General features: G+C 32.7%; 24 protein-coding genes and 1 pseudogene. 14 read left to right on the top strand and 11 right to left on the bottom strand.

Annotated features, from left to right (window positions below; all coding sequences use genetic code 11):
* Window positions 1–1,024: pseudogene (locus tag ITB9_RS13930) on the top strand (hypothetical protein); the annotation flags it as partial.
* An 8-nt stretch (window positions 1,025–1,032) separates the two neighbouring features.
* A complete protein-coding gene (locus ITB9_RS13925; protein WP_054852713.1) occupies window positions 1,033–2,169 on the top strand; it encodes a gliding motility-associated C-terminal domain-containing protein in 1,137 nt (378 codons plus the stop codon).
* 2 nt (window positions 2,170–2,171) lie between these two features.
* Here ITB9_RS13925 and ITB9_RS13920 read toward each other — a convergent pair whose 3' ends face one another.
* Window positions 2,172–2,597, bottom strand: coding sequence for a GNAT family N-acetyltransferase (locus ITB9_RS13920; RefSeq protein ID WP_054852712.1), 426 nt, complete (start codon window positions 2,595–2,597; stop codon window positions 2,172–2,174).
* A 70-nt stretch (window positions 2,598–2,667) separates the two neighbouring features.
* On the opposite strand from ITB9_RS13920, the gene ITB9_RS13915 reads away from it, so the two are divergent.
* The 5 genes from ITB9_RS13915 to ITB9_RS13895 all read left to right on the top strand — a co-directional run bounded on the left by ITB9_RS13915 (window position 2,668) and on the right by ITB9_RS13895 (window position 6,790).
* A complete protein-coding gene (locus tag ITB9_RS13915) occupies window positions 2,668–3,141 on the top strand; it encodes a GNAT family N-acetyltransferase (RefSeq protein WP_054852711.1) in 474 nt (157 codons plus the stop codon).
* Window positions 3,138–3,866 (top strand): M15 family metallopeptidase, encoded by a 729-nt coding sequence (locus tag ITB9_RS13910; RefSeq protein WP_054852710.1) that lies wholly within the window; start codon window positions 3,138–3,140, stop codon window positions 3,864–3,866. The genes ITB9_RS13915 and ITB9_RS13910 overlap by 4 nt, the downstream gene beginning before the upstream one ends.
* A gap of 28 nt (window positions 3,867–3,894) precedes the next feature.
* Window positions 3,895–4,659, top strand: a complete 765-nt coding sequence (locus tag ITB9_RS13905) for a M48 family metalloprotease (protein WP_028290139.1) — start codon at window positions 3,895–3,897, stop codon at window positions 4,657–4,659.
* 80 nt (window positions 4,660–4,739) lie between these two features.
* Window positions 4,740–6,257: a 2,3-bisphosphoglycerate-independent phosphoglycerate mutase gene (gene gpmI, locus ITB9_RS13900; RefSeq protein ID WP_054852709.1), complete on the top strand. Its 1,518-nt coding sequence runs from the start codon at window positions 4,740–4,742 to the stop codon at window positions 6,255–6,257.
* Window positions 6,258–6,388: 131 nt separating this feature from the next.
* Window positions 6,389–6,790: a BT0820 family HAD-type phosphatase gene (locus tag ITB9_RS13895; protein ID WP_028607277.1), complete on the top strand. Its 402-nt coding sequence runs from the start codon at window positions 6,389–6,391 to the stop codon at window positions 6,788–6,790.
* Here the strand turns inward: ITB9_RS13895 and ITB9_RS13890 are convergent.
* On the bottom strand, window positions 6,787–8,058 hold the full coding sequence (locus ITB9_RS13890; protein ID WP_028607278.1) for an acetyl-CoA hydrolase/transferase family protein: 1,272 nt from the start codon (window positions 8,056–8,058) through the stop codon (window positions 6,787–6,789). The genes ITB9_RS13895 and ITB9_RS13890 overlap by 4 nt on opposite strands.
* Before the next feature lie 122 nt (window positions 8,059–8,180).
* Between ITB9_RS13890 and map the strand changes: the two genes are divergently transcribed.
* Genes map through ITB9_RS13870 form a run of 4 tightly spaced genes read left to right on the top strand, consistent with a single transcriptional unit; the run spans window position 8,181 to window position 10,959 of the window.
* Complete coding sequence (gene map, locus ITB9_RS13885; protein ID WP_054852708.1) at window positions 8,181–8,999, top strand: type I methionyl aminopeptidase; 819 nt, start codon at window positions 8,181–8,183, stop codon at window positions 8,997–8,999.
* A 4-nt stretch (window positions 9,000–9,003) separates the two neighbouring features.
* Window positions 9,004–9,783: a DUF3050 domain-containing protein gene (locus tag ITB9_RS13880; protein ID WP_054852707.1), complete on the top strand. Its 780-nt coding sequence runs from the start codon at window positions 9,004–9,006 to the stop codon at window positions 9,781–9,783.
* Window positions 9,784–10,575: a class I SAM-dependent methyltransferase gene (locus tag ITB9_RS13875; protein ID WP_054852706.1), complete on the top strand. Its 792-nt coding sequence runs from the start codon at window positions 9,784–9,786 to the stop codon at window positions 10,573–10,575.
* 15 nt (window positions 10,576–10,590) lie between these two features.
* Window positions 10,591–10,959, top strand: a complete 369-nt coding sequence (locus ITB9_RS13870) for a DUF423 domain-containing protein (RefSeq protein WP_054852705.1) — start codon at window positions 10,591–10,593, stop codon at window positions 10,957–10,959.
* Between the two features lies 1 nt (window position 10,960).
* Here the strand turns inward: ITB9_RS13870 and ITB9_RS13865 are convergent, their stop codons facing one another.
* The 9 genes from ITB9_RS13865 to ITB9_RS13825 form a co-directional block, all read right to left on the bottom strand.
* On the bottom strand, window positions 10,961–11,941 hold the full coding sequence (locus ITB9_RS13865; protein ID WP_054852704.1) for an FAD:protein FMN transferase: 981 nt from the start codon (window positions 11,939–11,941) through the stop codon (window positions 10,961–10,963).
* Between the two features lies 1 nt (window position 11,942).
* Window positions 11,943–12,320 (bottom strand): hypothetical protein, encoded by a 378-nt coding sequence (locus ITB9_RS13860; RefSeq protein WP_028290148.1) that lies wholly within the window; start codon window positions 12,318–12,320, stop codon window positions 11,943–11,945.
* A gap of 53 nt (window positions 12,321–12,373) precedes the next feature.
* Window positions 12,374–13,240 (bottom strand): DUF4846 domain-containing protein, encoded by an 867-nt coding sequence (locus tag ITB9_RS13855; RefSeq protein WP_054852703.1) that lies wholly within the window; start codon window positions 13,238–13,240, stop codon window positions 12,374–12,376.
* 81 nt (window positions 13,241–13,321) lie between these two features.
* Window positions 13,322–14,635, bottom strand: a complete 1,314-nt coding sequence (gene nqrF, locus ITB9_RS13850) for an NADH:ubiquinone reductase (Na(+)-transporting) subunit F (protein ID WP_028290150.1) — start codon at window positions 14,633–14,635, stop codon at window positions 13,322–13,324.
* A gap of 1 nt (window position 14,636) precedes the next feature.
* Complete coding sequence (gene nqrE, locus ITB9_RS13845; protein ID WP_036599962.1) at window positions 14,637–15,350, bottom strand: NADH:ubiquinone reductase (Na(+)-transporting) subunit E; 714 nt, start codon at window positions 15,348–15,350, stop codon at window positions 14,637–14,639.
* A 7-nt stretch (window positions 15,351–15,357) separates the two neighbouring features.
* Entirely contained in the window at window positions 15,358–16,002 is a 645-nt protein-coding gene (locus ITB9_RS13840) for an NADH:ubiquinone reductase (Na(+)-transporting) subunit D (protein ID WP_054852702.1), read from the bottom strand.
* A 2-nt stretch (window positions 16,003–16,004) separates the two neighbouring features.
* Complete coding sequence (locus ITB9_RS13835) at window positions 16,005–16,799, bottom strand: Na(+)-translocating NADH-quinone reductase subunit C (protein ID WP_054852701.1); 795 nt, start codon at window positions 16,797–16,799, stop codon at window positions 16,005–16,007.
* A gap of 2 nt (window positions 16,800–16,801) precedes the next feature.
* Window positions 16,802–18,016, bottom strand: coding sequence for an NADH:ubiquinone reductase (Na(+)-transporting) subunit B (locus ITB9_RS13830; RefSeq protein ID WP_054852700.1), 1,215 nt, complete (start codon window positions 18,014–18,016; stop codon window positions 16,802–16,804).
* On the bottom strand, window positions 18,016–19,371 hold the full coding sequence (locus ITB9_RS13825; protein ID WP_054852699.1) for a Na(+)-translocating NADH-quinone reductase subunit A: 1,356 nt from the start codon (window positions 19,369–19,371) through the stop codon (window positions 18,016–18,018). The genes ITB9_RS13830 and ITB9_RS13825 overlap by 1 nt, the downstream gene beginning before the upstream one ends.
* 193 nt (window positions 19,372–19,564) lie before the next feature.
* Between ITB9_RS13825 and ITB9_RS13820 the strand changes: the two genes are divergently transcribed.
* The 3 genes from ITB9_RS13820 to pruA all read left to right on the top strand — a co-directional run bounded on the left by ITB9_RS13820 (window position 19,565) and on the right by pruA (window position 23,043).
* Window positions 19,565–20,815: a type IX secretion system plug protein domain-containing protein gene (locus ITB9_RS13820; protein WP_054852698.1), complete on the top strand. Its 1,251-nt coding sequence runs from the start codon at window positions 19,565–19,567 to the stop codon at window positions 20,813–20,815.
* Between the two features lie 84 nt (window positions 20,816–20,899).
* Window positions 20,900–21,286 carry a Co2+/Mg2+ efflux protein ApaG gene (gene apaG / locus ITB9_RS13815; RefSeq protein ID WP_054852697.1) on the top strand — a complete coding sequence of 129 codons (387 nt, stop codon included), beginning with the start codon at window positions 20,900–20,902 and terminating at the stop codon, window positions 21,284–21,286.
* A gap of 128 nt (window positions 21,287–21,414) precedes the next feature.
* Window positions 21,415–23,043, top strand: a complete 1,629-nt coding sequence (gene pruA / locus ITB9_RS13810) for an L-glutamate gamma-semialdehyde dehydrogenase (RefSeq protein WP_054852696.1) — start codon at window positions 21,415–21,417, stop codon at window positions 23,041–23,043.
* The last annotated feature ends 27 nt before the right edge of the window (window positions 23,044–23,070 follow it).

The raw sequence follows: 23,070 nt of genomic DNA, 5'->3' as shown, positions 1-23,070 counted from the left end.
TCAAGGTCCTGCTGGAGCAGACGGAAACGATGGTGCTGATGGTGTTGATGGAGCAGTTGGTCCACAAGGACTTCAAGGTATTCAGGGTGAAACTGGACCGCAAGGTCCTGCTGGAGCAAACGGAAACGATGGTGCTGATGGTGTTGATGGAGCAGTTGGTCCACAAGGACTTCAAGGTATTCAAGGTGAAACTGGACCACAAGGTCCTGCTGGAGCAAACGGAAACGATGGTGCTGATGGTGTTGATGGAGCAGTTGGACCTCAAGGTCTTCAAGGTATTCAAGGTGAAACTGGACCGCAAGGTCCTGCTGGAGCAGACGGAAACGATGGTGCTGATGGTGTTGATGGAGCAGTTGGTCCACAAGGTCTTCAAGGAATTCAAGGTGAAACTGGACCACAAGGTCCTGCTGGAGCAAACGGAAACGATGGTGCTGATGGTGTTGATGGAGCAGTTGGACCACAAGGTATTCAAGGAGAAACTGGACCGCAAGGTCCTGCTGGAGCAGACGGAAACGATGGTGCTGATGGTGTTGATGGAGGAGTTGGACCTCAAGGTCCTCAAGGAATTCAAGGTGAAGTTGGGCCTTCAAGTACATATGTTGGACAGTTTATTATTACCGCTACAGGAAATCAAACAATAACTGGTTTACCATTTGAACCTTCATCTATAACTTTTGTAGCTCATGCTAATGTAGAAACATTAGATTTAGATTCTGATAATGGTGTTGGAGATAATAATACAGGAATTGCCAATTCTTTTGGATCAATGAATGGTTTTGCTAGAAACGATTCTGGAACAATTACACAACAAGTTATATATGTAGGTGGTAGTGGAAATTCTATTAATGATATTTCTAGATATGCGTCAAGTACAAGATGTATAGGGTTAAGGTATGGTAATCAAAATGGTAATGCTGTTGGTAGAACCTTAGCAAGTTTAACTTCATTTAACACAAATGGTTTCACTATTAATGTTACAAACAAATCAGATAATGTTGTTGTTTTATTCACAGCATATAAATAATAAAGACTATGAGAACTATAATAATTATAGCCTTACTAGTATTTAATATTAGTATTGCACAAGAAGCTTTTCATAACTTTGGAAATATCCAAATTCATGATCAAGGACAAATTGGATTTCATGTAGATTTACAAAATGACGGTCCATTTAATCAAAATGTTGGTTTAGCAGGTTTTTATAACGAAGACAATCCAATAACAATTTCAGGTACAAACGTGCCTAGATTTTATGATGTCGAAGTTGCTGTAGATAATCATCTTTACCTTCAAATAAACACTCAAATAACAAACGGACTAGATTATATAATTGGAGATATTATCACACCAAGATTGACTCCAAATGTTTCTTTAGATTATTTTGGAAATGCTATTTATACTCTCGAAGACGATTTAAGACATGTTGATGGTTATGCATCTGCCACCACTAATCAATCTTTTATTTTCCCAATTGGTCAAGATGATAAGTTTAGACCTTTAATTACACCTAATCAGACTGGACCTGAAAAATTTAGTGCTGCATATTATAATGAAGATCCAAATTTCCCTTCTACATTCAGCACCAATTTTGACACCACTATGTCAGAAGGTATTATTAACCAAGTAAATATTGAAGAATTTTGGGATTTTGATGGTCGAACAGAAACATTTGTTACTTTAACCTGGAATCAAGAAAGCCAAATAGATAACCTAGTTGATGATTTAATGAATTTAAGAGTTGTTGGCTGGAGTGAAGTTGAAAACAAATGGATGGACTTAGGTAATTCTGCTATAACTGGAGATATTAACAATGGAACAATAAGCTCTATAGAGTTTATACCAAATGATTATTCAATTATAACTTTTGGGTCCTTAATTGGAAGTGACGGATTAACAGTCTATAATGGTATTAGCCCAAATAACGATGGTCTAAATGATAATTTTGTAATTGAAGGAATAGAACTTTTTAAAAACAATCTTAAAATATTTAATCGTTGGGGAAGAGTTGTTTATGATGCCGAAAATTATGACAATACATTTAATGGAATTTCTAATAAAACGGTAGTTGGTAATCAAGGAAGTAAATTACCTGTAGGTACTTATTTTTATGTATTACAACTTCCTGAAGAAAACAAAAGTTATTCTGGATACATTTACATAACGTATTAAAACTATAAAGTTTTAAAAAAGTGATATCCATAAATTTCATACCCTTCGTTATAATAAAACTTATGCGAAGGGTAATTCTGCACATAGGTATTTAATTCTGAAGTTGTACATCCCTTACTTTTAGCATAAGCATACATCCATTTAAAAAACTGCTTACCCAAACCTTGTCCTTGGTATTCAGCTTCAATATAGACATGATCAACCTCCATACTTTTTCCTGCATAATGTCTTGTTTGAAACCACATTCCAGAAACACCAATCAAGTTGTCATTATCATAAACTCCTGCACATTCATAATTTTGAGTAATCATCTCGGCAAAACGTTCTTTTAAAATAGCATCTGAATTTTTATGATTAGATAATTTCTGAATTAGAGGAATAATACAATTAATATTTTCCTTTTCAATTAATTTAAAGCTAATAGCCATTACTTTTTTTTTATTCAAAATTAATTAATTTTGAAATATCATATTTACATTTATTCTAGTTTTAACACCTATGCAAAATAGCTTAGATACATTATCACAAAAGGACATTACAATCCGACCTATTAAAGGAAGCGACACAATACCTGTCAGGCATGCAGTATTAAGACAAGGCAAACCAATTGAAGCTTGTTATATTCCGCAAGATGATTTAAGTAACACATATCATTTTGGTTTATTTTACAAAAATCAACTTACTGGAGTTTGCACTTTTGTAGCAGATCAATCCCCTTTATTTAAAGACTCAAATCAATATAGATTACGTGCAATGGGTGTTTTGGAAGAGTTTCAAGGATTACAATTCGGAAAGCTATTACTAACGTATGGAGTTAATTTTTTAAAAAGTAAAAACATAAACAAGCTTTGGTTTAATGCTAGAATTGTAGCTTTAAATTTTTATAAGAAAAATGGATTTGAAACGATAGGAACGCAATTTAATATTCCCGAAGTTGGTCCACATTACACCATGCATAAATCATTAAAATGAAAAAACAAACTTTAAAAAAAATCGTATTAACTATTTGCTTTACAATTGCAAGTTTACCTCAATTTGCTTTTTATCAAACTGTAATTTCAAATGAAGAATTAATAGGAAAAGGACAACCTAAACTGTTCGGAAATGGGTATAACCTAAGAGAAGAACCTCATTTAGCATTCAAAAAAATGCAGACTGCTGCTTTAAAGGACGGAATTAGTATAGGAGCGGTTTCTAGTTACAGAGGATTTGCTCATCAAAAACGCATTTGGGAACGTAAATTTAAAAGCAACAAAGCCAAAGGATTATCTGATCAAGATAATATTAAAAAAATTATAGAATACTCTACCATACCAGGTACATCTCGTCACCATTGGGGAACAGATATTGACATATACCAAACTAATGTCAAACAACCTAGAAGTGTTTTACTACCAAGTAATTTTCATAATAATGGACCGTATTGTAAACTAAAAGAGTGGATGGATGTTAATGCTGCTACCTATGGGTTTTATTTAGTATATACAGATAATGCTAACCGTAAAGGTTTTAAATATGAACCTTGGCACTTTAGCTACAAAGCACTTTCATTTGACTACTTAAAAGCCTATCAAAAATTAAATATTACTGAAATATTAAAAAAAGAAGCTTTATCTGGAAGTGATTCTTTTACCGAAACATTTATAAATCAGTACTTAAACCAAAACATATTAGATATTAACCCAGAACTTTTGTAAATTGTAATATTAACAATTTTAATTAAAAATGAGAGGAAATTTAAAAGGACGGCTACTTATAGGCTTGTGTATTGCAGCTTTTTTTGGATTTAAATATTGCAGCCAGCAAGAAATAAATCCATACACTGGAAAAAAACAAGCCATATCTATGACTCCTGATCAAGAAATACAAATGGGTTTACAAAGTCGTGATCAAATGGCAGCTCAACATGGTGGGCTTTATCCAGATCAAACTTATCAAACCTTAGTGGACAATGTAGGTAACAAGCTAGTAAATAATAGTATCGCCAAAGAAACACCATATAACTATGAGTTTCACTTATTAGCAGACGCAAATACTATAAATGCATTTGCGTTGCCTGGAGGACAAATATTTATCACCTATGCTTTATTTGCTAAACTAGAAAACGAAGACCAATTAGCTGGTGTGTTAGGTCATGAAATTGGTCATGTTTTAGGTAAACATAGTGCAGAGCGTATTGCCAATTCCGAGCTTTGGCAGGGACTTTCAACCGCTGGATCTGTAGGTGCAGATGCTGGTGGATTTATTCAACAATATGGTATGACAAAATTACTAACTAATGGTCGTGATGACGAATTAGAAAGTGATGATTTAGGCGTAAAATTCATGATTAAATCTGGATATAATCCAGAAGAAATGATAGCTGTTATGGAAATTTTAAAAACAGCTGCTGGACCTAACAGACAGCCAGAGTTTAAGAGCACACATCCAGATCCTGACAATCGTATAGAACATATTAGAGAGTCCATTGAAAAATATTCGATTAACTAAATCGTTATCGTAAACAAACCTTAAAGTCCTGCAATTGCAGGACTTTTGTTTTTATATTTGTATAAACAAAATCTAATAAAATGAACAAAAAAGTAATCTTAATGATTTTAGATGGATGGGGAAAATCGCCTGATCCAAAAGTCTCTGCAATAGATAATGCTAACACACCTTTTATAGATAGTTTATATACCAATTATCCAAATGCGCAACTACGTACAGATGGATTACATGTTGGTTTGCCCGAAGGTCAAATGGGAAATAGTGAAGTTGGCCACATGAATCTTGGTGCAGGACGTATAGTATACCAAGATTTAGCAAAAATCAACTTAGCAATAGATAATAATACTTTAGCTCAAGAACAAGTTTTACAAGATGCTTTTAATTACGCTAAAGCGGAAAATAAAAACATTCATTTTTTAGGTTTGTTAAGTGATGGTGGAGTACACTCTCACATTAATCATTTAAAAGGGTTAATTACTGCTACCGAAGCTTCAGGTATAAAAAACGCTTATGTACATGCCTTTACAGATGGACGTGATGTAGACCCAAAATCAGGAAAAGGTTTTGTTGAAGACTTAGAAGACTTTACCAAAAACAAACATACAAAGCTAGCCAGTTTAACAGGTCGTTATTATGCTATGGATCGTGATAACCGTTGGGAACGTATCAAATTAGCCTATGACGCATTAGTAAATGGTACTGGTGAATTATCTGATAATTTATCACAAAGTATACAAAAACAATATGATGGAGATGTTACTGACGAGTTTATTAAACCTATCATAAAAACAAATCTAGAAGGACAACCTTTAACCACTATAAAAGAAGATGATGTCGTTATCTTTTTTAATTTTAGAACAGATCGTGGACGCGAGTTAACAGATGCGTTATACCAAAACGACCATCATGAGCAAAACATGCACAAACTAAATTTATACTATGTAACTATGACCAATTATGGTGATGCTTTTACTGGTATAAAAGTAATTTTTGACAAGGATAATATTACTGAAACTTTAGGTGAAGTTTTAGAAAAAAATAACAAAACACAAATACGTATTGCCGAAACAGAAAAATATCCACACGTTACGTTTTTCTTTTCAGGTGGTCAAGAAGCCCCTTTTAAAGGAGAGAGTCGTATTTTAAAGAATTCGCCAAAAGTTGCTACTTACGATTTAAAACCAGAGATGTCTGCGTTTGAGTTAACTGATGCATTAGTACCAGAATTAGAAAACGAAACAGCAGATTTTGTTTGTTTAAATTTTGCAAATGGAGATATGGTTGGTCACACAGGATCAATGTCTGCAGCAATACAAGCTTGTGAAGTCGTTGACAAATGTGTAAATCAAGTTGTAACTACTGCTTTAGCACATGACTATACCACCTTATTAATAGCAGACCATGGTAATTGTGAAACTATGATTAATCCTGATGGTTCACCTAACACTGCACACACAACAAACCCAGTACCTTTAATCTTAATTGATAAAGACTTAAAAACTATCAAAGATGGTGTTTTAGGTGATATGGCTCCTACTATTTTAAAATTAATGGGAGTAGATCAACCTGAAGCAATGACTTGTAATAGCTTAATCTAAGCTACAAGAATCAAAATAACTTCAACTAAAAAGTGTATCAATATAAATTGATACACTTTTTAGTTTCACCATATAATAATGATTATTAATTTGTCATTAATATTGTATTTTTGAATTCAATTTTTATTAAAATGAAACTTTCCAAAGGACTTATAATTGCTGTAGATTTTGATGGTACAATAGTAGAAGATGCTTATCCAAGTATTGGACAAGCTCGCCTTTTTGCTTTTGAAACCCTTAAACGTCTTCAAAAAGATGGACATAGACTTATACTTTGGACCTACAGACACGGTAAAAAATTAGATGAAGCAGTCTCATTTTGTAAAGATAATGGCATTACTTTTTATGCAGTAAATCAAAGTTTTCCTGAAGAAGTCTTTAAAAATGAAGCAAGCAGAAAAATACATGCAGACCTTTTTATAGACGACCGCAACATTGGTGGCATCTTAGGTTGGGGAGAAATCTACCAAATGTTAACCAACGAAACACCACAATTAGCTAAGCCAAAGAAAAAAAAATGGTTTAAGTTTTAATATTTTATTAAATCATAATATTGCCTATCTATTTGCTCTCTATGGTCTGGATGCGCAATTTCTACTAAAGCTTTCACACGTTCCTTGATTGTTTTACCAAACAAATTAGCTACACCATATTCTGTAACTACATAATGCACATGTGATCGTGTTGTTACCACACCTGCTCCTGGTTTTAATGTTGGTACAATTCTACTAATTCCATTTTTTGTAACCGATGGTAATGCTATGATTGCTTTTCCGCCTTGACTTAAAGAAGCGCCTCTTATAAAATCCATCTGACCTCCTACTCCAGAGTACATGTGTGCACCTATACTGTCTGCACAAACTTGTCCAGTAACATCTACTTCTATAGCACTATTAATAGCTACCATTTTAGGATTTTGTTTAATTATCGACACATCATTAGTATAATTAGATGCACGCATTTCTACAAAAGGATTATCGTCTACATAATCATACAAACGTTGTGATCCAATTAAAAAGGTAGATAATGCACGTCCTCTGTTAATAGCTTTATAGTTTCCGTTTATGACATTATTTAAAATTAAATCTATAACTCCATCCGAAAACATCTCAGTATGTAACCCTAAGTTTTTGTGATTAGTCAATCTAGTTAGCACTGCATTTGGTATGCTTCCAATTCCCATTTGCAAAGTACTTTCATCTTCAATTAAATTAGCTACAAAATCGCCAATTTTATTTTCAATAGCATTAGGTTTTACTACATCATGACCTGGTAAAGGTTGATGACTTTCAACAAAAGTATCTATTTCGGATACGTGTATAATTCCTGCTCCATGTGTTCTGGGCATATACCTATTAACCTGAGCAATAACAGTTGTTGCATTATCAATTGCTGCTAATGTCGCTTCAACAGAAACTCCTAAAGAACAATATCCATGTTTATCTGGAACAGAGACATGAATAAAAGCGACATCTAAATCAATGATATTACGTTTAAACAAAATTGGTAATTCACTTAAAAAAACAGGTGTGTAAGATCCATTTCCTGCTTTTAAAGTATGTCTCACATTTTTTCCGATAAAAAAAGAATTAACATGAAAACTATCCTTTAATTCTGGATTTGCATAAGGTGCTTCTCCTTCGGTATGTAAATGACAAATCTCGACATGACTTAACTCTTCATGCCTTTTGGTCATTGCTTGTATTAAAGATTGTGGTGCTGCAGCTGCAGCTTGAATATAAACCCTATTATTAGATTTTATAACTTTTACTGCTTCTTCTGCAGTGACTGATGTAAACATAATTGTAATTTTTATAACACAAAAATACCATATCAAAATACTTTAAAACCTGCTAAATGTCATGTCTTCAAAATTAATAAAGCGGTTTATTTTAAGTATATTTGCACATATTTTTTTGAACCATGATTATAGTTAAAACAAAAGAAGAAATAGAATTAATGCGCGAAGCTGCATTAGTTGTTTCTAAAACATTAGGTGAAGTTGCTAAAGCAGTAAAACCAGGTGTTACCACATTACAATTAGATAAAATTGCTGAAGAACACATCAGAGATTTAGGTGCTGTTCCTGGTTTTTTAGGATTATATGATTTTCCTAATACCTTATGCATGAGTCCAAACTCTCAAGTGGTGCATGGTATTCCTAATAATACGCCTTTAGAAAATGGAGATATTATATCTGTTGATTGTGGCTCTATTTTAAATGGATATTATGGTGATCACGCCTATACTTTTGCAGTAGGTGAAATAGACCCAGAAACTGAAAAACTACTTCAAGTTACTAAAGAATCTTTATACGCTGGAATCAAGCAACTAAAAGTTGGTAATCGTGTTGGAGATGTTGGTTATGCTATACAAAAATATTGCGAAGATCATGGTTATGGTGTCGTACGTGAACTTGTTGGACATGGTTTAGGTACTAAAATGCATGAAGACCCAGAAATGCCAAATTATGGTAAACGTGGTCGTGGTAAGAAATTTATTGAAGGGATGGTTGTAGCAATTGAACCCATGATTAATCTTGGTACGCAACGCATTAAACAACACAGAGATGGTTGGACTATTACGACCTTAGATGGTAAGCCAAGTGCACATTTTGAACATGATGTTGCAATTGTAGATGGTAAACCAGAATTACTATCCACTTTTGCTTACATATATGAAGCTTTGGGTATTACTAGTAATGAAGAAGATGAATTTAGACAAACCCCTTTAGTGCTATAAATTTATGACTATTGACAGTTTAGAACAGCAATTACAGCCTTTAAGAGAAACATTAAATAACCATAAATTATATTCGGTATTATCAAATCTTGATGATATTAAACTTTTCATGGAACAGCACGTATATGCTGTTTGGGATTTTATGTCACTTTTAAAAGCACTTCAAAACCATTTAACAACAACAACGTTACCTTGGCTACCTGTATCTAATCCTGCAACGTCAAGATTTATAAACGAAATTGTTTTAGGCGAAGAAAGTGATGTTAATGAGCTTGGTGAAGCTAAAAGTCATTTTGAAATGTACTTAGATGCTATGACGCAAATTGGTGCAGATACGACTAAAATCAAACAATTTATAGCTAATTTAACTTTAGGACAAACAGTAGAAGAAGCTGCAAATAACATAAATTTAAATTCTAAAACTTATCAGTTTATAGATTATACTTTTAAAACTATACAAACAAATAAACCTCATATTATTGCCTCTGCTTTTACTTTTGGTCGAGAGGATATTATACCTGATATGTTTTTTCAAATTATAAAACATTCAAAAACCGAAGAGCAATCTTTTAGTAAATTATCTTACTATCTAAACAGACACATTGAGTTAGATGGAGATGAACATGGTCCTTTATCTTTAAAAATGATTGAAGAGTTATGTGGTAATGACAGTAATAAATGGGAAGAAACATTAACTACTGCTAAACAAGCTTTACAACAACGTATTGCACTTTGGGATACTATTACTGACTTAATTTTGCAAAAGAAATTAGCCAAAGCTTAAATGAAACGTCTTTTTAAACTAATATTAAACGTGATACCGAGACCTTTATTAATAAGGTTGAGCTATATTATTAGACCAGTTTTAGCGTTTTTTTTAAAAGGAAACACCTTTACAGATCCTATTGATGGTAAAAGCTTTAAAAGTTTTTTACCTTATGGCTATGGTAAACAACGTAATAACGTTTTATCACCTTCTACCCTATCTTTAGAACGTCACAGATTGTTATGGTTGTATTTACAAAACGAAACTATTTTTTTTGAATCTGAAAGTACTTCTAGTTCTGAAAAACTTAAAGTACTGCATTTTGCACCAGAGCAATGTTTTTTAAATCGGTTTAGAGCTTTAAATCATTTAGATTACACAACTACAGATTTACTGTCTCCTATTGCAGATGTAAAAGCAGATATTTGCGACCTTCCGTTTGAAAATGACACCTATGATATTATTTTATGTAATCATGTGTTAGAACATATACCAGACGACACTAAAGCTATGCAAGAGCTATATCGTGTAATGAAACCTGGTGGATATGGTGTATTTCAAATTCCGCAAGATTTAAGTAGACAAACCACTTTTGAGGACGATAGTATTACTGATAAAAAAGAACGAGCTGAAATTTTTGGTCAATATGATCATGTACGTGTGTATGGCTACGACTACTTTAACAAACTAAGAGCTATTGGCTTTATGGTAAATGAAGTTGATTATACGGCTAAACTTTCCGCGGAAGCGATAGAAAAATACTGCTTAGCAAAAGGTGAAATTATACCTGTAGTTTACAAAAAACAATAACCTAAATATAAATTTATGACATCGCAAACTATAATTGCAACAGGCGCTTTATTCGGGATGCTAGCTGTTATTTTTGGAGCTTTTGGTGCACATACTTTAAAAAAAATATTAACAACAGATCAGCTACATAGTTTTGAAGTTGGTGTTAAATACCAAATGTATCACGCTATTGTTTTACTGGCTTTAGGTTACGGTCAAGGTCAAATATCTAACAGTATTTATTGGTGTTTTGTGATAGGTATAATATTGTTTTCGTTTAGTATTTACGGTTTAATTTTGTCTGACGCTAAAGGTAAAAAATTAAAATTTCTTGGACCTGTAACTCCTATTGGAGGATTACTTTTAGTTTCTGGTTGGTTACTACTAATGTACAATGCTTTTTAAACTAATTTGTTTTAAATCCATTAAATGCTTTAGACTCCAATTCTCCATTGTCACCTTCAAAAATAACATATACTTTTAGTTCTGGATGCTTTGCTAAAAAATAATCCAGTTTTTGTAATCCCATTGCTTGAAAAGCGGTTGCATAGCCATCTGCCAGCATACACGTATTTGTAATTACAGATACTCCTAAAATATTAGTTTTAGTAGGATATCCCGTTTTGGTGTTTATGATATGTGCATATCTGTTTCCGTTTTTATCAATTTTAAATTTACGATATGTACCAGAAGTTGCCATAGCTTGATTGCTTAGTACTATCGTTTTATCATAGGATTGAGAACCATCAAAATTTGGATTTTCTATTCCAACTGTCCAACCTTTATTTTTTTTAAGATTAATCCCTTTAGCACGAAGCTCTCCACCTATATCTACTATATAATTTTTGATACTTTTAGACTCTAAAAAATCTGCAATAACATCTACACCATACCCTTTAGCAATAGAATTAAAATCTATAAAAGCCTCCTTAGATTTTATAAGTTTATTATTTTTAATTCCAACACGATTAAGACCAACATAACGCATCAAACTATCTACTTTTGCGCTATCTAAAGCAGTTTTTGTGTGTTCTGAGCCAAAGTTCCATCCATTAACCAATCGTCCAATAGTAGGATCTAAAACACCTTCCGTTTCACGATAAATTTGTTTTGAAGCTTCAAATACATTTTTAAAATGTTGATCTAAAGTAACAGCTTCGTTTCTATTAATTTTAGAAATATCAGAATCTGCCTGATAATTAGACATGGACTTATTTATGATAGTAAATAAGCTATCAAATTGTTTATTATAATCACGACCATCTAAGTCAAAATATTGCACACTAAAACTGGTACCAAATACAGGACCAGATATTTTAAGTAATTCAGGTTGTTTTTTACAACCCATTACAATCAAAAGCACAATGGCTAATAGACTTTTTTTCATCTTAATTTAAATTAGATTCTAATAATTGTATTCCGTTATATTCAATTAAGTATTCTTCATTAAGATATATTGGTAAATCTTCACCTTTAGGGTTACCTAATCCAACACCAGCATAAAGTACTTTTGCATTTTTTTCAAATGCATGCTTTTTAAAGGACTCCATCCAAACAACATCATAATTATTGGCATTTTCTGGTAAGATAACAGCACGAACAACCACAAAAAAATACTGTTTGTTTTTATCCATACAAACAAATTGTGGATGCCTTTTTAATTGGCTATTTATAGCTATAAATTCAAAACCACGTTGTTCTAAATCTTTACCAACATGATTCATAGCCAAGTTATGTAACTCTTGTTTTGATAATGCTTTACTCATACTACAAAAATAAAGTTTATTTCGCTTTCGCGGAAGAAAAGCCAGACAACAAATTACTTAAATCTTACAAATTTGGAATTGTAGAAAGTGTAATTGGACACAGGAATTATAGCATTCATTTTAAGATCATACCAAGGAGAAATGATTGGATCTTCTAAATTTTTTACTAAATGAACACTTTGAGCAGGTGTATTACCTTGAAACAACAAAAACAACTTTTGGCCTTTGCTATTAATCGCTTCGTCTGTAATCATTACAATATGTCCTGGACTACCTCCAAGAATTAACATATCACCAATTTTAAGATCCTGAATCTGTGTAATAGCATTTAACTCATTATACAAAGACAATGTCCCTGAATACATGTAAATCAAGTTTAAATACTTATAAAAATTAGACTTACTATAATCCTCCTGTGCTGTTTTATTAAATGTAACTTTATTTCCATTAACTTTAGGTCTATAACCTTTTGCGTATTTAGACCAAGAACAATAGTGTCCTGAAGTAAAATTAAAACCTATTTTATCCTTTTGATTGGTATCCCAAAGATATTCGCTTCTAATTCTAATTAGTGCATCTGCACATTGCTGTAAACCGTTTTTTGGTACTGGAACTTCCAAAACACCAATATGTCCTTTCTGCCAATAATATTCTGAATTATCATAATTTATAATTTTGCTACCAAAAGGTTTTAAATTATAATGTCTAAGGTACTCTTGAAAACTTTCCTTTGGATAACTTAGACGCTCAAAACCTTTAGGAGTATTCACTCTTGAGGCTATTGTTAAGCTATCTTTATCTAAAAGTTGTACTGTTTTAGTAACTGCATTTACAAAATGCTTAATAGGTTTTGGATTTAATTGGTAAAACAAAAGCACTAATGTGACAATAATTAAAATAATAAGTGCTGCTTTTCTCATATTACAAATAACGAAAAAGCTCGATACTTTCGTATCGAGCTTTTTATATATTAAGAAAACTTTATAATCTTTTGATTATTTCTATCCTCCAAAGTCATCAAATCTGATATTTTCATCATCAATACCAAAATCTTCTCCCATTTTTTGAACTGCTTGATTCATTAAAGGAGGACCACAGAAATATAATTCTATGTCTTCTGGAGCTTCGTGCTTAGACAAATATTGGTCTATTACCACTTGGTGAATAAATCCAACAAATCCATCACCAGACTCGTCATTAATATCTGATTTCAATTTCCAGTTATCAGCTTCCGTTGGATCTGATAATGCAATAAAGAACTTGAAGTTCGGGAAATCTTTTTCTAATGCTCTAAAATAGTGAATGTAGAATAACTCAGCTTTAGAACGTCCACCATACCAATACGTAACTTTACGACCAGTTTTGATAGTTCTAAATAACTCGTATAAATGAGAACGCATTGGAGCCATACCAGCACCTCCACCAACGTAAAGCATTTCTGCATCAGACTCGTTGATAAAGAATTCACCATAAGGTCCTGAAATAGTTACTTTATCACCAACCTTTTGATTAAAAATATATGAAGATGCAACTCCTGGATTAACATCCATCCAGCCGCCTTTGGCACGATCAAAAGGAGGTGTAGCGACACGTACGTTAAGCATGATTCTTCTTCCTTCTGCAGGGTAAGAAGCCATAGAGTATGCTCTTTCTACTAACTCATCATTTTTCATTACTAAAGGACGTAATCCAAATTTATCCCAATCTGCCTCAAACTTGTTAGGCTCACCTGGATGATCTTCTGGATGTGCAGTAATATCCATCTCTGAATAATTAACTGTACAGTTAGGAATTTCTATTTGAATATAACCTCCTGCTTTGTAGTCCATATCTTCTGGAATTTCAACTACAAACTCTTTAATAAATGTTGCCACGTTGTAGTTAGATACTACAGTTGCTTCCCATTTTTTAATTCCGAATACTTCTTCTGGAATTGTGATTTCCATGTCTTGCTTAACCTTTACTTGACAAGATAAACGTGCACCATGTGCTAATTCTTTTCTTGAAAAGTGAGGTGTTTCTGTTGGTAAAGCTTCACCTCCACCAGATAAAACGTGGCATTCACATTGAATACAAGTACCACCACCACCACAAGCTGATGGTAAAAAGATTTTATTACTACCTAAAGTTGATAATAATGATCCTCCTGAAGATACTTCGATTTCTCTTTCACCATTAATTAAGATCTTAACTGGACCTGATGGTGATAATTTTTGTTTTACAAAAAGTAGTAAACTTACTAATACTAATGTTATAAGTAAAAAAGCTACTACAGTTACTATTACTGTTCCTGTTGTTCCTGCTGCTAAAATCATATTACTCTATTATTTTAGTATTGTTAGCTAATTCTTTTGTTTCTTCAACTTTAGTTTTCACTGCTGTTGTATTTTCCTTTTTAGGAGCTTCTTCATCTCCTCCAGTTAACATACCTCCAAAACTTAAGAATCCAATTCCCATTAATCCTGTAATGATAAATGTGATTCCTAATCCTCTTAATGGTGCAGGTACATTACTGTATCTAATCTTTTCTCTAATTGCTGCAATGGCAAGTATAGCTAAAAACCATCCGATACCTGAAGAGATACCATAGTTAAATGCTAAACCTAAAGTTTCGATTTCTCTTGACTGCATAAATAAGGATCCACCTAAGATGGCACAGTTTACTGCAATAAGAGGTAAGAAAATACCTAAAGAGTTATATAATGATGGTGAAAACTTTTCTACCACTATTTCTACCAATTGTACCATTGTTGCAATAGTTGCAATAAACATGATAAATGATAAGAAACTTAAATCGTAATCTGCATATTCTGCACCTAACCAAGTTAATGCTCCAGGTTGTAAAATGTACTGATCCAATAACCAGTTAAGTGGTACAGTAATAGCTAATACAAATATTACTGCTGCACCTAATCCAACAGCTGTTGCTACTTTTTTAGATACTGCTAGGTAAGAACACATTCCTAAGAATACTGCAAATACCATGTTGTCTATAAAAATCGACTTGAAAAATAATTCTAAATGTTCCATAATATTTTTAGTCTTCGATTAATGCTTTGTTTCTACTACGTTGTACCCAAATGATAAGTCCAACAATTATTAATGCCATTGGAGGCATTAACATAAATCCGTTGTTTTCGTAACCTAATGCGTACACTCCTGTTTTTTCGATTGGATCACCTAATACTGGTATTCCGAAAAGTGTACCAGACCCTAAAAGTTCTCTAAAAAAACCAACAATTATTAAGATGACTGCATAACCTAAAGAGTTTCCAATTCCGTCAAGAAAAGACCTCCAAGGTTTGTTAGCTAAAGCAAAAGCTTCAAAACGTCCCATAATAATACAGTTAGTAATAATTAACCCAATAAATACTGAAAGTGTTTTACTTAGTTCGTAAGCAAACGCTTTTAACACTTGATCTACAATAATTACTAATGAAGCAACTACAATAAGTTGTACAATAATTCTGATTTTAGAAGGAATTATGTTACGCATTAATGATATTACCACGTTACCTATTCCTAATACAAACATTACAGCAATACCCATTACCAACGACGCTTTTAACTCTGCGGTAATAGCTAAAGCAGAACAAATACCTAATACTTGGATAGTAATAGGGTTATTATCCGCTAAAGGATCTGTTATTAACTTTGCGTCTTTTTTTGAAAGTAGTCCCATAATTAATTGCTAGCTAGTTTTTTTAAGTTCTCGAAATACGGTTGGTATAACTTTAAATCTTTTTTAATCATTGCTGTTACACCATCTCCTGTGATAGTTGCTCCTGCTAATGCATCAACTTCGTAATCGTCTTTAATTTCGTTTTTAGGATCATTATTACCTTTTGCAACCGTAATACCTTTAAAGACACCTGCGTCAGTTAGTAATTTTTCGCCATAAAAATCATCCATAAAGTAACGTTGCTTAATATTAGCTCCTAAACCTGGTGTTTCTCCTTTGTGATCAAAAAATGTACCTTGAACAACCATGTTTGCATCTAAAGCAACATAACCCCAAATAGCATCCCAAAGTCCTTTACCTCTTATTGGTGCGATGTAAAATGTTTTACCATCTTTTTCCCCTATAAATAAAGGTAAACGTCTTGTTCCTCCGTTTTTAGCTTTTGCTTGTTCCTTTTTAACATCAATTAAATAGGCTTGTTTATCTTCTTTAGCAACTCCGTTTTCTATAACTAGTTGCTTTGTGATATATTTTGCGAATTCTACTGATACTTTTGGTGATTTTTTACCAGAACCATTATCTACTAATTCTTTTGAAACAAAAGTTATATCTCCTGTCCCTTCATTACCATTTACACCCATTGCATACAGAATATTCTGTTGCTTTTCCATACGTTCTTGCTCTACAATTGTTGGTTTTAAAGTAGATGCTGTAAACGCTAATAATGATCCTACAACTAGTACCATTACAATTGCAAATATTAAGGTGTATGAATTTTTATCTGTGTTCATTGCCATGATTATGCTGTTTTAACTTTTAAACGTTTCTTTCTGCGTTTTACGTTTCCTTGTATTACGTAATGGTCAATAGTTGGTGCAAAGACATTCATTAATAGAATAGCTAAAAACACACCTTCTGGATACGCTGGATTAAATACACGAATCATTATTGAAATGAAACCAATTAAGAATCCATAAATCCATTTCCCTTTATTTGTTTGAGAGGCAGTTACTGGATCTGTTGCCATATAAACAGCACCAAATAAAATACTACCAATAATTAAATGCTGCCAGAATGGTACATTCATTAATCCGTAAAATTTGCTAGATTCTCCAATCCACTCAGCAGAAACAACTCCGTTAAATATTAATCCCATTGTTAAAGCTCCTATTAAAGTAGAAATAATAATTCTCCAGCTTCCAACCTTAGTAAAAATCAAAAACAAAGCTCCAATAATGATTAATAATTTAGAGGTTTCTCCAACTGATCCTGGAATAAACCCAAAAAACATATCCATATAATCAATTCCAGCTAAACTACTATTTTGTGCATAAGCACCTAATAATGTTTCTCCTGAAATTGCATCTGCAGTTCCTGCACGCTCAACCGCTTCATGTACCCAAACTTTATCTCCTGACATCCATGTTGGGTATGCAAAAAACAAGAAAGCACGAATGGTTAATGCTGGGTTTAGAATATTCATTCCTGTACCTCCAAAAACTTCTTTACCTATTACTACACCAAAAATTACTGCTACAGATAACATCCATAATGGAATATCTACTGGCACTATTAATGGCACTAACATACCTGTTACTAAGTAACCTTCTTCTACTTCATGACCTTTGATTACTGCAAAAATAAATTCAACAATAAGACCAACTCCATAGGATACAATTACTAATGGTAACACAGTCCAAGCTCCAACAACAAAGTTGTCCCAAGTTATAAAGTTGCTAAACAAAGAAGCCTCTCTAATAACTCCTGATGCTGCATCAATAGCTGCATAATGCTGGTAACCTGCGTTAAAAATACCAAATATTAAACATGGTACTAAAGCCATGATTACAATATTCATTGTACGTTTTAAATCATCTGCTGCCTTAATGTGCGTTCCACCATGAGTGGTTTCATTTGGCAAATATAAAAAAGTATGAATGGCGTTAAACGCAGGAGCCATTTTGGTTCCTTTATACTTTTCTTTTAAATTATGTAAATTACTTTTTAAGCCCATTATCCTATTTCTTTAAGCATTAAATCTAATCCTTCTCTAATAATCTTTTGATGTGGTTGTTTAGACACACATACAAATTCTGTTAAAGCAAAATCTTCTGGTGCAACCTCATACATACCTAAAGCTTCCATTTCATCTAAATCTTTATACATACAAGATTTTAAAATTTGCATTGGAAAGATATCTAAAGGAAACACTTCTTCATAACTACCAGTAATAACAAAAGCACGATGTTCTCCGTTTGTATTGGTATTTAAGTCAAACTTTTTGTTTGGTGTTAACCATGAAAAAGTTAAAGCTCTTGATGTTGACACTTTATTAAAAACTGGCTTATTCCATCCAAAAAACTCGTAATCATCACCTTCAGGAATTACAGTAATTGTATTACTATAATAATCTAAAAACCCATCTGGCTTAACTTGCTTACCTGTTAAAACGTTTCCTGAAATGATACGATCATTTCCGTCTTTATCAACTCCGTTATCATAAACCATAGTTGCGATTTCGCTTCCTAATTTAGTTTTAAAATAACGTGGTTTTTTCACAGAAGAACCTGCTAAAGCTACAATACGCTCTGCATTAAACTGGCCAGTTAACAATAAGTCTCCAATAATAACAAGGTCTTGAGCATTTACTGTCCAAACAACCTCACCTTTATTAATAGGGTCTATTTTGTTAATCTGCGTCCCAACATTTCCTGATGGATGTGGTCCAGACACTTTGTGTAAAGTAACATCTGATAATCCTGCTAAAGGCGAATTACCTTTTTTAGCAACACTAACATGAACTTTACCAGTTGTCAATTTGCTTAAAGCTGTTACTGCTGCTTGCAATTGCGCCTCTTTACCTTGTAACACATAATCTAAATCTGCTACTAAAGGTGCACTTGCATAAGCTGATATAAAAATAGCTTTAGGCTGACCATCTGGCTTTGCAATAACATCATAAGGACGTTGTTTTACAAATGCCCAACATCCTGACTCTAGTAAACGTGCTTTAATAGCTTCAGCTGAAGCTGAATTTACGTCTAGCTTACCATAATCATGAAATGATTGTTCTTTGTCTGCTTGAATTTTTACTGAAATAATTTTTCTTTTTTCACCACGAGCTATCTCAATAATTTCTCCTGAAACAGGTGAAACAAATTTTACAGCTTCATTAGCTTTGTCATAAAAAACAGGTTCTCCTGCTTTTACTTTTGAGCCTTGTTTAGCTATTAATTTAGGGGTAACTTGATGAAAATCTTCCGGTCTAATTGAATAATAATTGCTAACAATAGCAGTTTCGGTAACCTTTTCGGCTGCTCCGACTAATTTAATATCCAGACCTTTTTTAATCTTAATGTCGTTTGACATATTATAAATCTATTGGTTAATAGTTATACTGATTGTGATTTTTAAGGCTTAAAAATCCGAGCAAAAATACAAATTTATAACAAATTTACTTTGAGGTTAACACTGTTGTTTCTTTATTTATAACAATTCTAAATAAAGCAAACGGCTTAGGCATAGAAATTGATTATATTTGTTATTTAAAGCTACTTTTTAAATGTCCAAAAACACCATACACCACATCTGTTTTTTACTTATTTCTTACTGCAGTTTTGCTCAAGTTGAAGAAATCATTCCTCCTGACTATATTAAATCTATCTATTTTAATGGAGGAACAACTGAAAGCCAACTACCAATCATAGCTTTAGGAGAAACCATAACATTAGAGTTTGATGCCCTAAATGGAGATGAAGAAGATTATTATTACGAAATTAAACATTATAATTTTGATTGGACTCCTTCAAATTTAGTTAAATCAGAATATATAGAAGGGTTTGATGAACAACGCATAAGAGATTATGAAAACTCATTTAATACACTTCAAACTTACTCGCATTACAACCTATCTATACCAAATCAGTACACCAAAAACATAAAAGTGACAGGTAATTACATCATAACAATTTATGACGATTATGATGATATTGTTTTTAGTAGAAAATTTATGGTTTATCAACAACAAGCAGATGTTGGAGTACAAATAAAGCGCTCTAGAGATGTATCAACAATTGCCGAGAAACAATCGGTTGACATTGCAATAAGCTCAAGTACAATTCAATTTGTAAACCCTAAAAAAACAGTAAAAACTGTTATAATTCAAAATAATAATATTAAAAATGCAATCACAGATTTAGAACCTCAATATATTTTAGCTAACGAATTAACTTATAGATACACAGAAGCCTCAAGCTTTTTTGGAGGTAATGAATTTTTAAGTTTTGAAAACAAAGAAATAAGAGCTGCAAACAATGGTGTCCAATACATAAGATTAGAAGATTTATACCAAACGTACTTATACACTAACACGTCTAGAGCAAATCAAAAATACACCTATAATCCAGATCTTAACGGAAACTTTTTTATTAACGCTTTAAATTCTGACCAACCGGAAACTGAAGCAGATTATGCTTGGGTACACTTTGCGCTTCAATATCCCAAACTAGAAGAAGGCAGTCACATTTATGTCTTTGGTAATTTTAATAATTATGAAATAGAGGATGCAACAAAATTAGAATACTATGAGGAAGAAGGCGTTTATAGCAAAGCTATTTTATTAAAACAAGGATATTATAATTACAAATATGCTATTGTTAATAATAAAGGTGACGTAGACCAATATACTATTGGTGGTAATTTTTGGCAAACCGAAAACAACTATAAAGTTTTAGTTTACTACAGAGAATTAGGTGCTAGATATGATAAAATCATAGGTTTAGGCGAAATTAACTCGGTTGGAATCACTAATTAATTGTTAAAAAGGCAGTTACACACACAAATAAGTTTAACTTAAAATATATTTTATTATTTTTACAATAAGCAAATCGCTTACATAATGGTTCAACAAGTTACAAGAGGAATAAAAATTACGGTAGAAACGGAATTTGAAGGTACATTTTATAAAGACTATAAAATTAACTTTGCATTCGCGTACCAAGTTACCATTGAAAACCAGAGCAAAGATTCAGTCCAACTTAATGCAAGACATTGGACCATCTATGATGCCTTAAACCAACCTGTTATTGTAACTGGCGAAGGTGTTATTGGACAAAAACCTGTTTTAAAACCAGGTGAATCTCATACTTATTCTTCAGGTTGCCTACTTACATCTCCATTTGGAGCTATGAAGGGACACTACAATATGGTTAATTTTACGACCACCAAAAAATTTAATGTAGCTATTCCTACATTTAAATTAAGTGCGCCTTTTGCCATAAATTAACCTTACCTAATAAAGATACTTATAACGTTTTAAGCTCGCTTAATTTTACAATTTTACTAACACAAATAACCCAACAAAAATCCTTAACTTTGTACTTTAAATTTTAAACTACAAACACAACACTTATCATGGGAAAAGGATTTTTCAATGTACCAATTGCTGTTAACGAACCTGTAAAAAGTTATGCTCCTGGATCACCAGAAAGAGCAGCAGTTTTAGACGCTTACAAAACAATGTTTAACAGTCAAATTAATGTACCAATGTATATTAATGGTAAAGATGTTACAACAGATAAAACAAACACTATGTCTCCTCCACATGACCACAAACATGTTGTTGGAACACACGCTATAGCAGAACAAAAACATATCGATGAAGCAATCTCTACAGCTTTAGAAGCAAGAGAAGCTTGGGCTGATACACCTTGGGAGCACAGAGCTGGAATATTTTTAAAAGCTGCCGAATTAATTGCAGGTCCTTACAGAGCTAAAATTAATGCAGCTACAATGATTGCACAGTCAAAAACTGTACACCAAGCCGAAATTGATGCTGCGTGTGAGCTAATAGACTTTTTACGTTTTAACGTACAGTACATGACTGAGATCTATCATGACCAACCAGAAAGTACTAGTGATGCTTGGAATCGTTTAGAATACAGACCACTTGAAGGATTTGTTTATGCTGTCACACCTTTTAACTTTACTGCTATTGCTGGAAACCTTCCTGCTTGTATGGCTTTAATGGGTAACGTTGTAGTATGGAAACCTAGTGATTCTCAGATATATTCTGCTAAAGTAATTATGGACGTTTTTAAAGAAGCTGGTGTACCTGCTGGAGTTATAAACGTTGTTTTTGGTGATCCTGTAATGATTACTGATACTGTCTTAGCTAGTCCTGATTTTTCTGGTTTACACTTTACAGGATCTACATATGTATTTAAAGAACTGTGGAAACAAATAGGTAATAACATTCATAATTACAAAACTTACCCTAAAATAGTAGGAGAAACTGGAGGGAAAGATTTTATTGTTGCACACAAAACCGCTCATCCAAAACAGGTTGCTACTGCAATTGTAAGAGGTGCTTTTGAGTTTCAAGGTCAAAAATGTAGCGCTGCTTCTAGAGCGTATGTTTCTAAAAGCATTTGGAACGAAGTTAAAGATTATGTTATAGAAGATGTAAATTCTTTTAAAATGGGATCTCCTGAAGATTTAAGCAACTTTGTTACTGCTGTAATACATGAAGGATCTTTTGACAAATTAGCTAAATACATTGACCAAGCAAAAACAGACAACAATGTAGAGATTATAGTTGGTGGTAATCATGACAAATCTAAAGGTTACTTTATAGAGCCTACAGTTATTGTTACTGAAGATCCTAAATACACAACTATGCAAGAAGAGTTATTTGGTCCTGTAATTACAATTTATGTTTATGAAGATGATAAATTTTCTGAAACATTAACATTAGTTGACCAAACTAGTGAATATGCATTAACTGGAGCAATTTTAGCTCAAGATAGATATGCTGTTGTAGAAGCTACTAAAGCTTTAAAAAACTGTGCTGGAAACTTCTACATTAATGACAAACCAACAGGTGCTGTTGTAGGACAACAACCATTTGGTGGAGCTAGAGCATCTGGAACTAATGACAAAGCTGGTAGTGCATTAAACTTACTACGTTGGGTGTCTCCAAGAATGATTAAAGAAACTTTTGTCACTCCTGTAGATTACAGATATCCTTTTTTAGGTGAATAAAACGTAATTATCATTATAAAAAAAATC

Source organism: Olleya sp. ITB9 (assembly GCF_001315805.1).
Classification (GTDB): Bacteria; Bacteroidota; Bacteroidia; order Flavobacteriales; family Flavobacteriaceae; genus Olleya; species Olleya sediminilitoris.
The sequence above is the reverse complement of the archived record's forward strand: the minus strand, read 5'-3'. Positions and strand labels throughout refer to the sequence as shown.

Excerpts from the sequence above, each read along its gene's own strand:
- ITB9_RS13925 (WP_054852713.1), top strand. The coding sequence starts at position 1,033 with ATGAGAACTATAATAATTATAGCCTTACTAGTATTTAATATTAGTATT.
- ITB9_RS13920 (WP_054852712.1), bottom strand. The coding sequence starts at position 2,597 with ATGGCTATTAGCTTTAAATTAATTGAAAAGGAAAATATTAATTGTATT.
- ITB9_RS13915 (WP_054852711.1), top strand. The coding sequence starts at position 2,668 with ATGCAAAATAGCTTAGATACATTATCACAAAAGGACATTACAATCCGA.
- ITB9_RS13910 (WP_054852710.1), top strand. The coding sequence starts at position 3,138 with ATGAAAAAACAAACTTTAAAAAAAATCGTATTAACTATTTGCTTTACA.
- ITB9_RS13905 (WP_028290139.1), top strand. The coding sequence starts at position 3,895 with ATGAGAGGAAATTTAAAAGGACGGCTACTTATAGGCTTGTGTATTGCA.
- gpmI (WP_054852709.1), top strand. The coding sequence starts at position 4,740 with ATGAACAAAAAAGTAATCTTAATGATTTTAGATGGATGGGGAAAATCG.
- ITB9_RS13895 (WP_028607277.1), top strand. The coding sequence starts at position 6,389 with ATGAAACTTTCCAAAGGACTTATAATTGCTGTAGATTTTGATGGTACA.
- ITB9_RS13890 (WP_028607278.1), bottom strand. The coding sequence starts at position 8,058 with ATGTTTACATCAGTCACTGCAGAAGAAGCAGTAAAAGTTATAAAATCT.
- map (WP_054852708.1), top strand. The coding sequence starts at position 8,181 with ATGATTATAGTTAAAACAAAAGAAGAAATAGAATTAATGCGCGAAGCT.
- ITB9_RS13880 (WP_054852707.1), top strand. The coding sequence starts at position 9,004 with ATGACTATTGACAGTTTAGAACAGCAATTACAGCCTTTAAGAGAAACA.
- ITB9_RS13875 (WP_054852706.1), top strand. The coding sequence starts at position 9,784 with ATGAAACGTCTTTTTAAACTAATATTAAACGTGATACCGAGACCTTTA.
- ITB9_RS13870 (WP_054852705.1), top strand. The coding sequence starts at position 10,591 with ATGACATCGCAAACTATAATTGCAACAGGCGCTTTATTCGGGATGCTA.
- ITB9_RS13865 (WP_054852704.1), bottom strand. The coding sequence starts at position 11,941 with ATGAAAAAAAGTCTATTAGCCATTGTGCTTTTGATTGTAATGGGTTGT.
- ITB9_RS13860 (WP_028290148.1), bottom strand. The coding sequence starts at position 12,320 with ATGAGTAAAGCATTATCAAAACAAGAGTTACATAACTTGGCTATGAAT.
- ITB9_RS13855 (WP_054852703.1), bottom strand. The coding sequence starts at position 13,240 with ATGAGAAAAGCAGCACTTATTATTTTAATTATTGTCACATTAGTGCTT.
- nqrF (WP_028290150.1), bottom strand. The coding sequence starts at position 14,635 with ATGATTTTAGCAGCAGGAACAACAGGAACAGTAATAGTAACTGTAGTA.
- nqrE (WP_036599962.1), bottom strand. The coding sequence starts at position 15,350 with ATGGAACATTTAGAATTATTTTTCAAGTCGATTTTTATAGACAACATG.
- ITB9_RS13840 (WP_054852702.1), bottom strand. The coding sequence starts at position 16,002 with ATGGGACTACTTTCAAAAAAAGACGCAAAGTTAATAACAGATCCTTTA.
- ITB9_RS13835 (WP_054852701.1), bottom strand. The coding sequence starts at position 16,799 with ATGGCAATGAACACAGATAAAAATTCATACACCTTAATATTTGCAATT.
- ITB9_RS13830 (WP_054852700.1), bottom strand. The coding sequence starts at position 18,016 with ATGGGCTTAAAAAGTAATTTACATAATTTAAAAGAAAAGTATAAAGGA.
- ITB9_RS13825 (WP_054852699.1), bottom strand. The coding sequence starts at position 19,371 with ATGTCAAACGACATTAAGATTAAAAAAGGTCTGGATATTAAATTAGTC.
- ITB9_RS13820 (WP_054852698.1), top strand. The coding sequence starts at position 19,565 with ATGTCCAAAAACACCATACACCACATCTGTTTTTTACTTATTTCTTAC.
- apaG (WP_054852697.1), top strand. The coding sequence starts at position 20,900 with ATGGTTCAACAAGTTACAAGAGGAATAAAAATTACGGTAGAAACGGAA.
- pruA (WP_054852696.1), top strand. The coding sequence starts at position 21,415 with ATGGGAAAAGGATTTTTCAATGTACCAATTGCTGTTAACGAACCTGTA.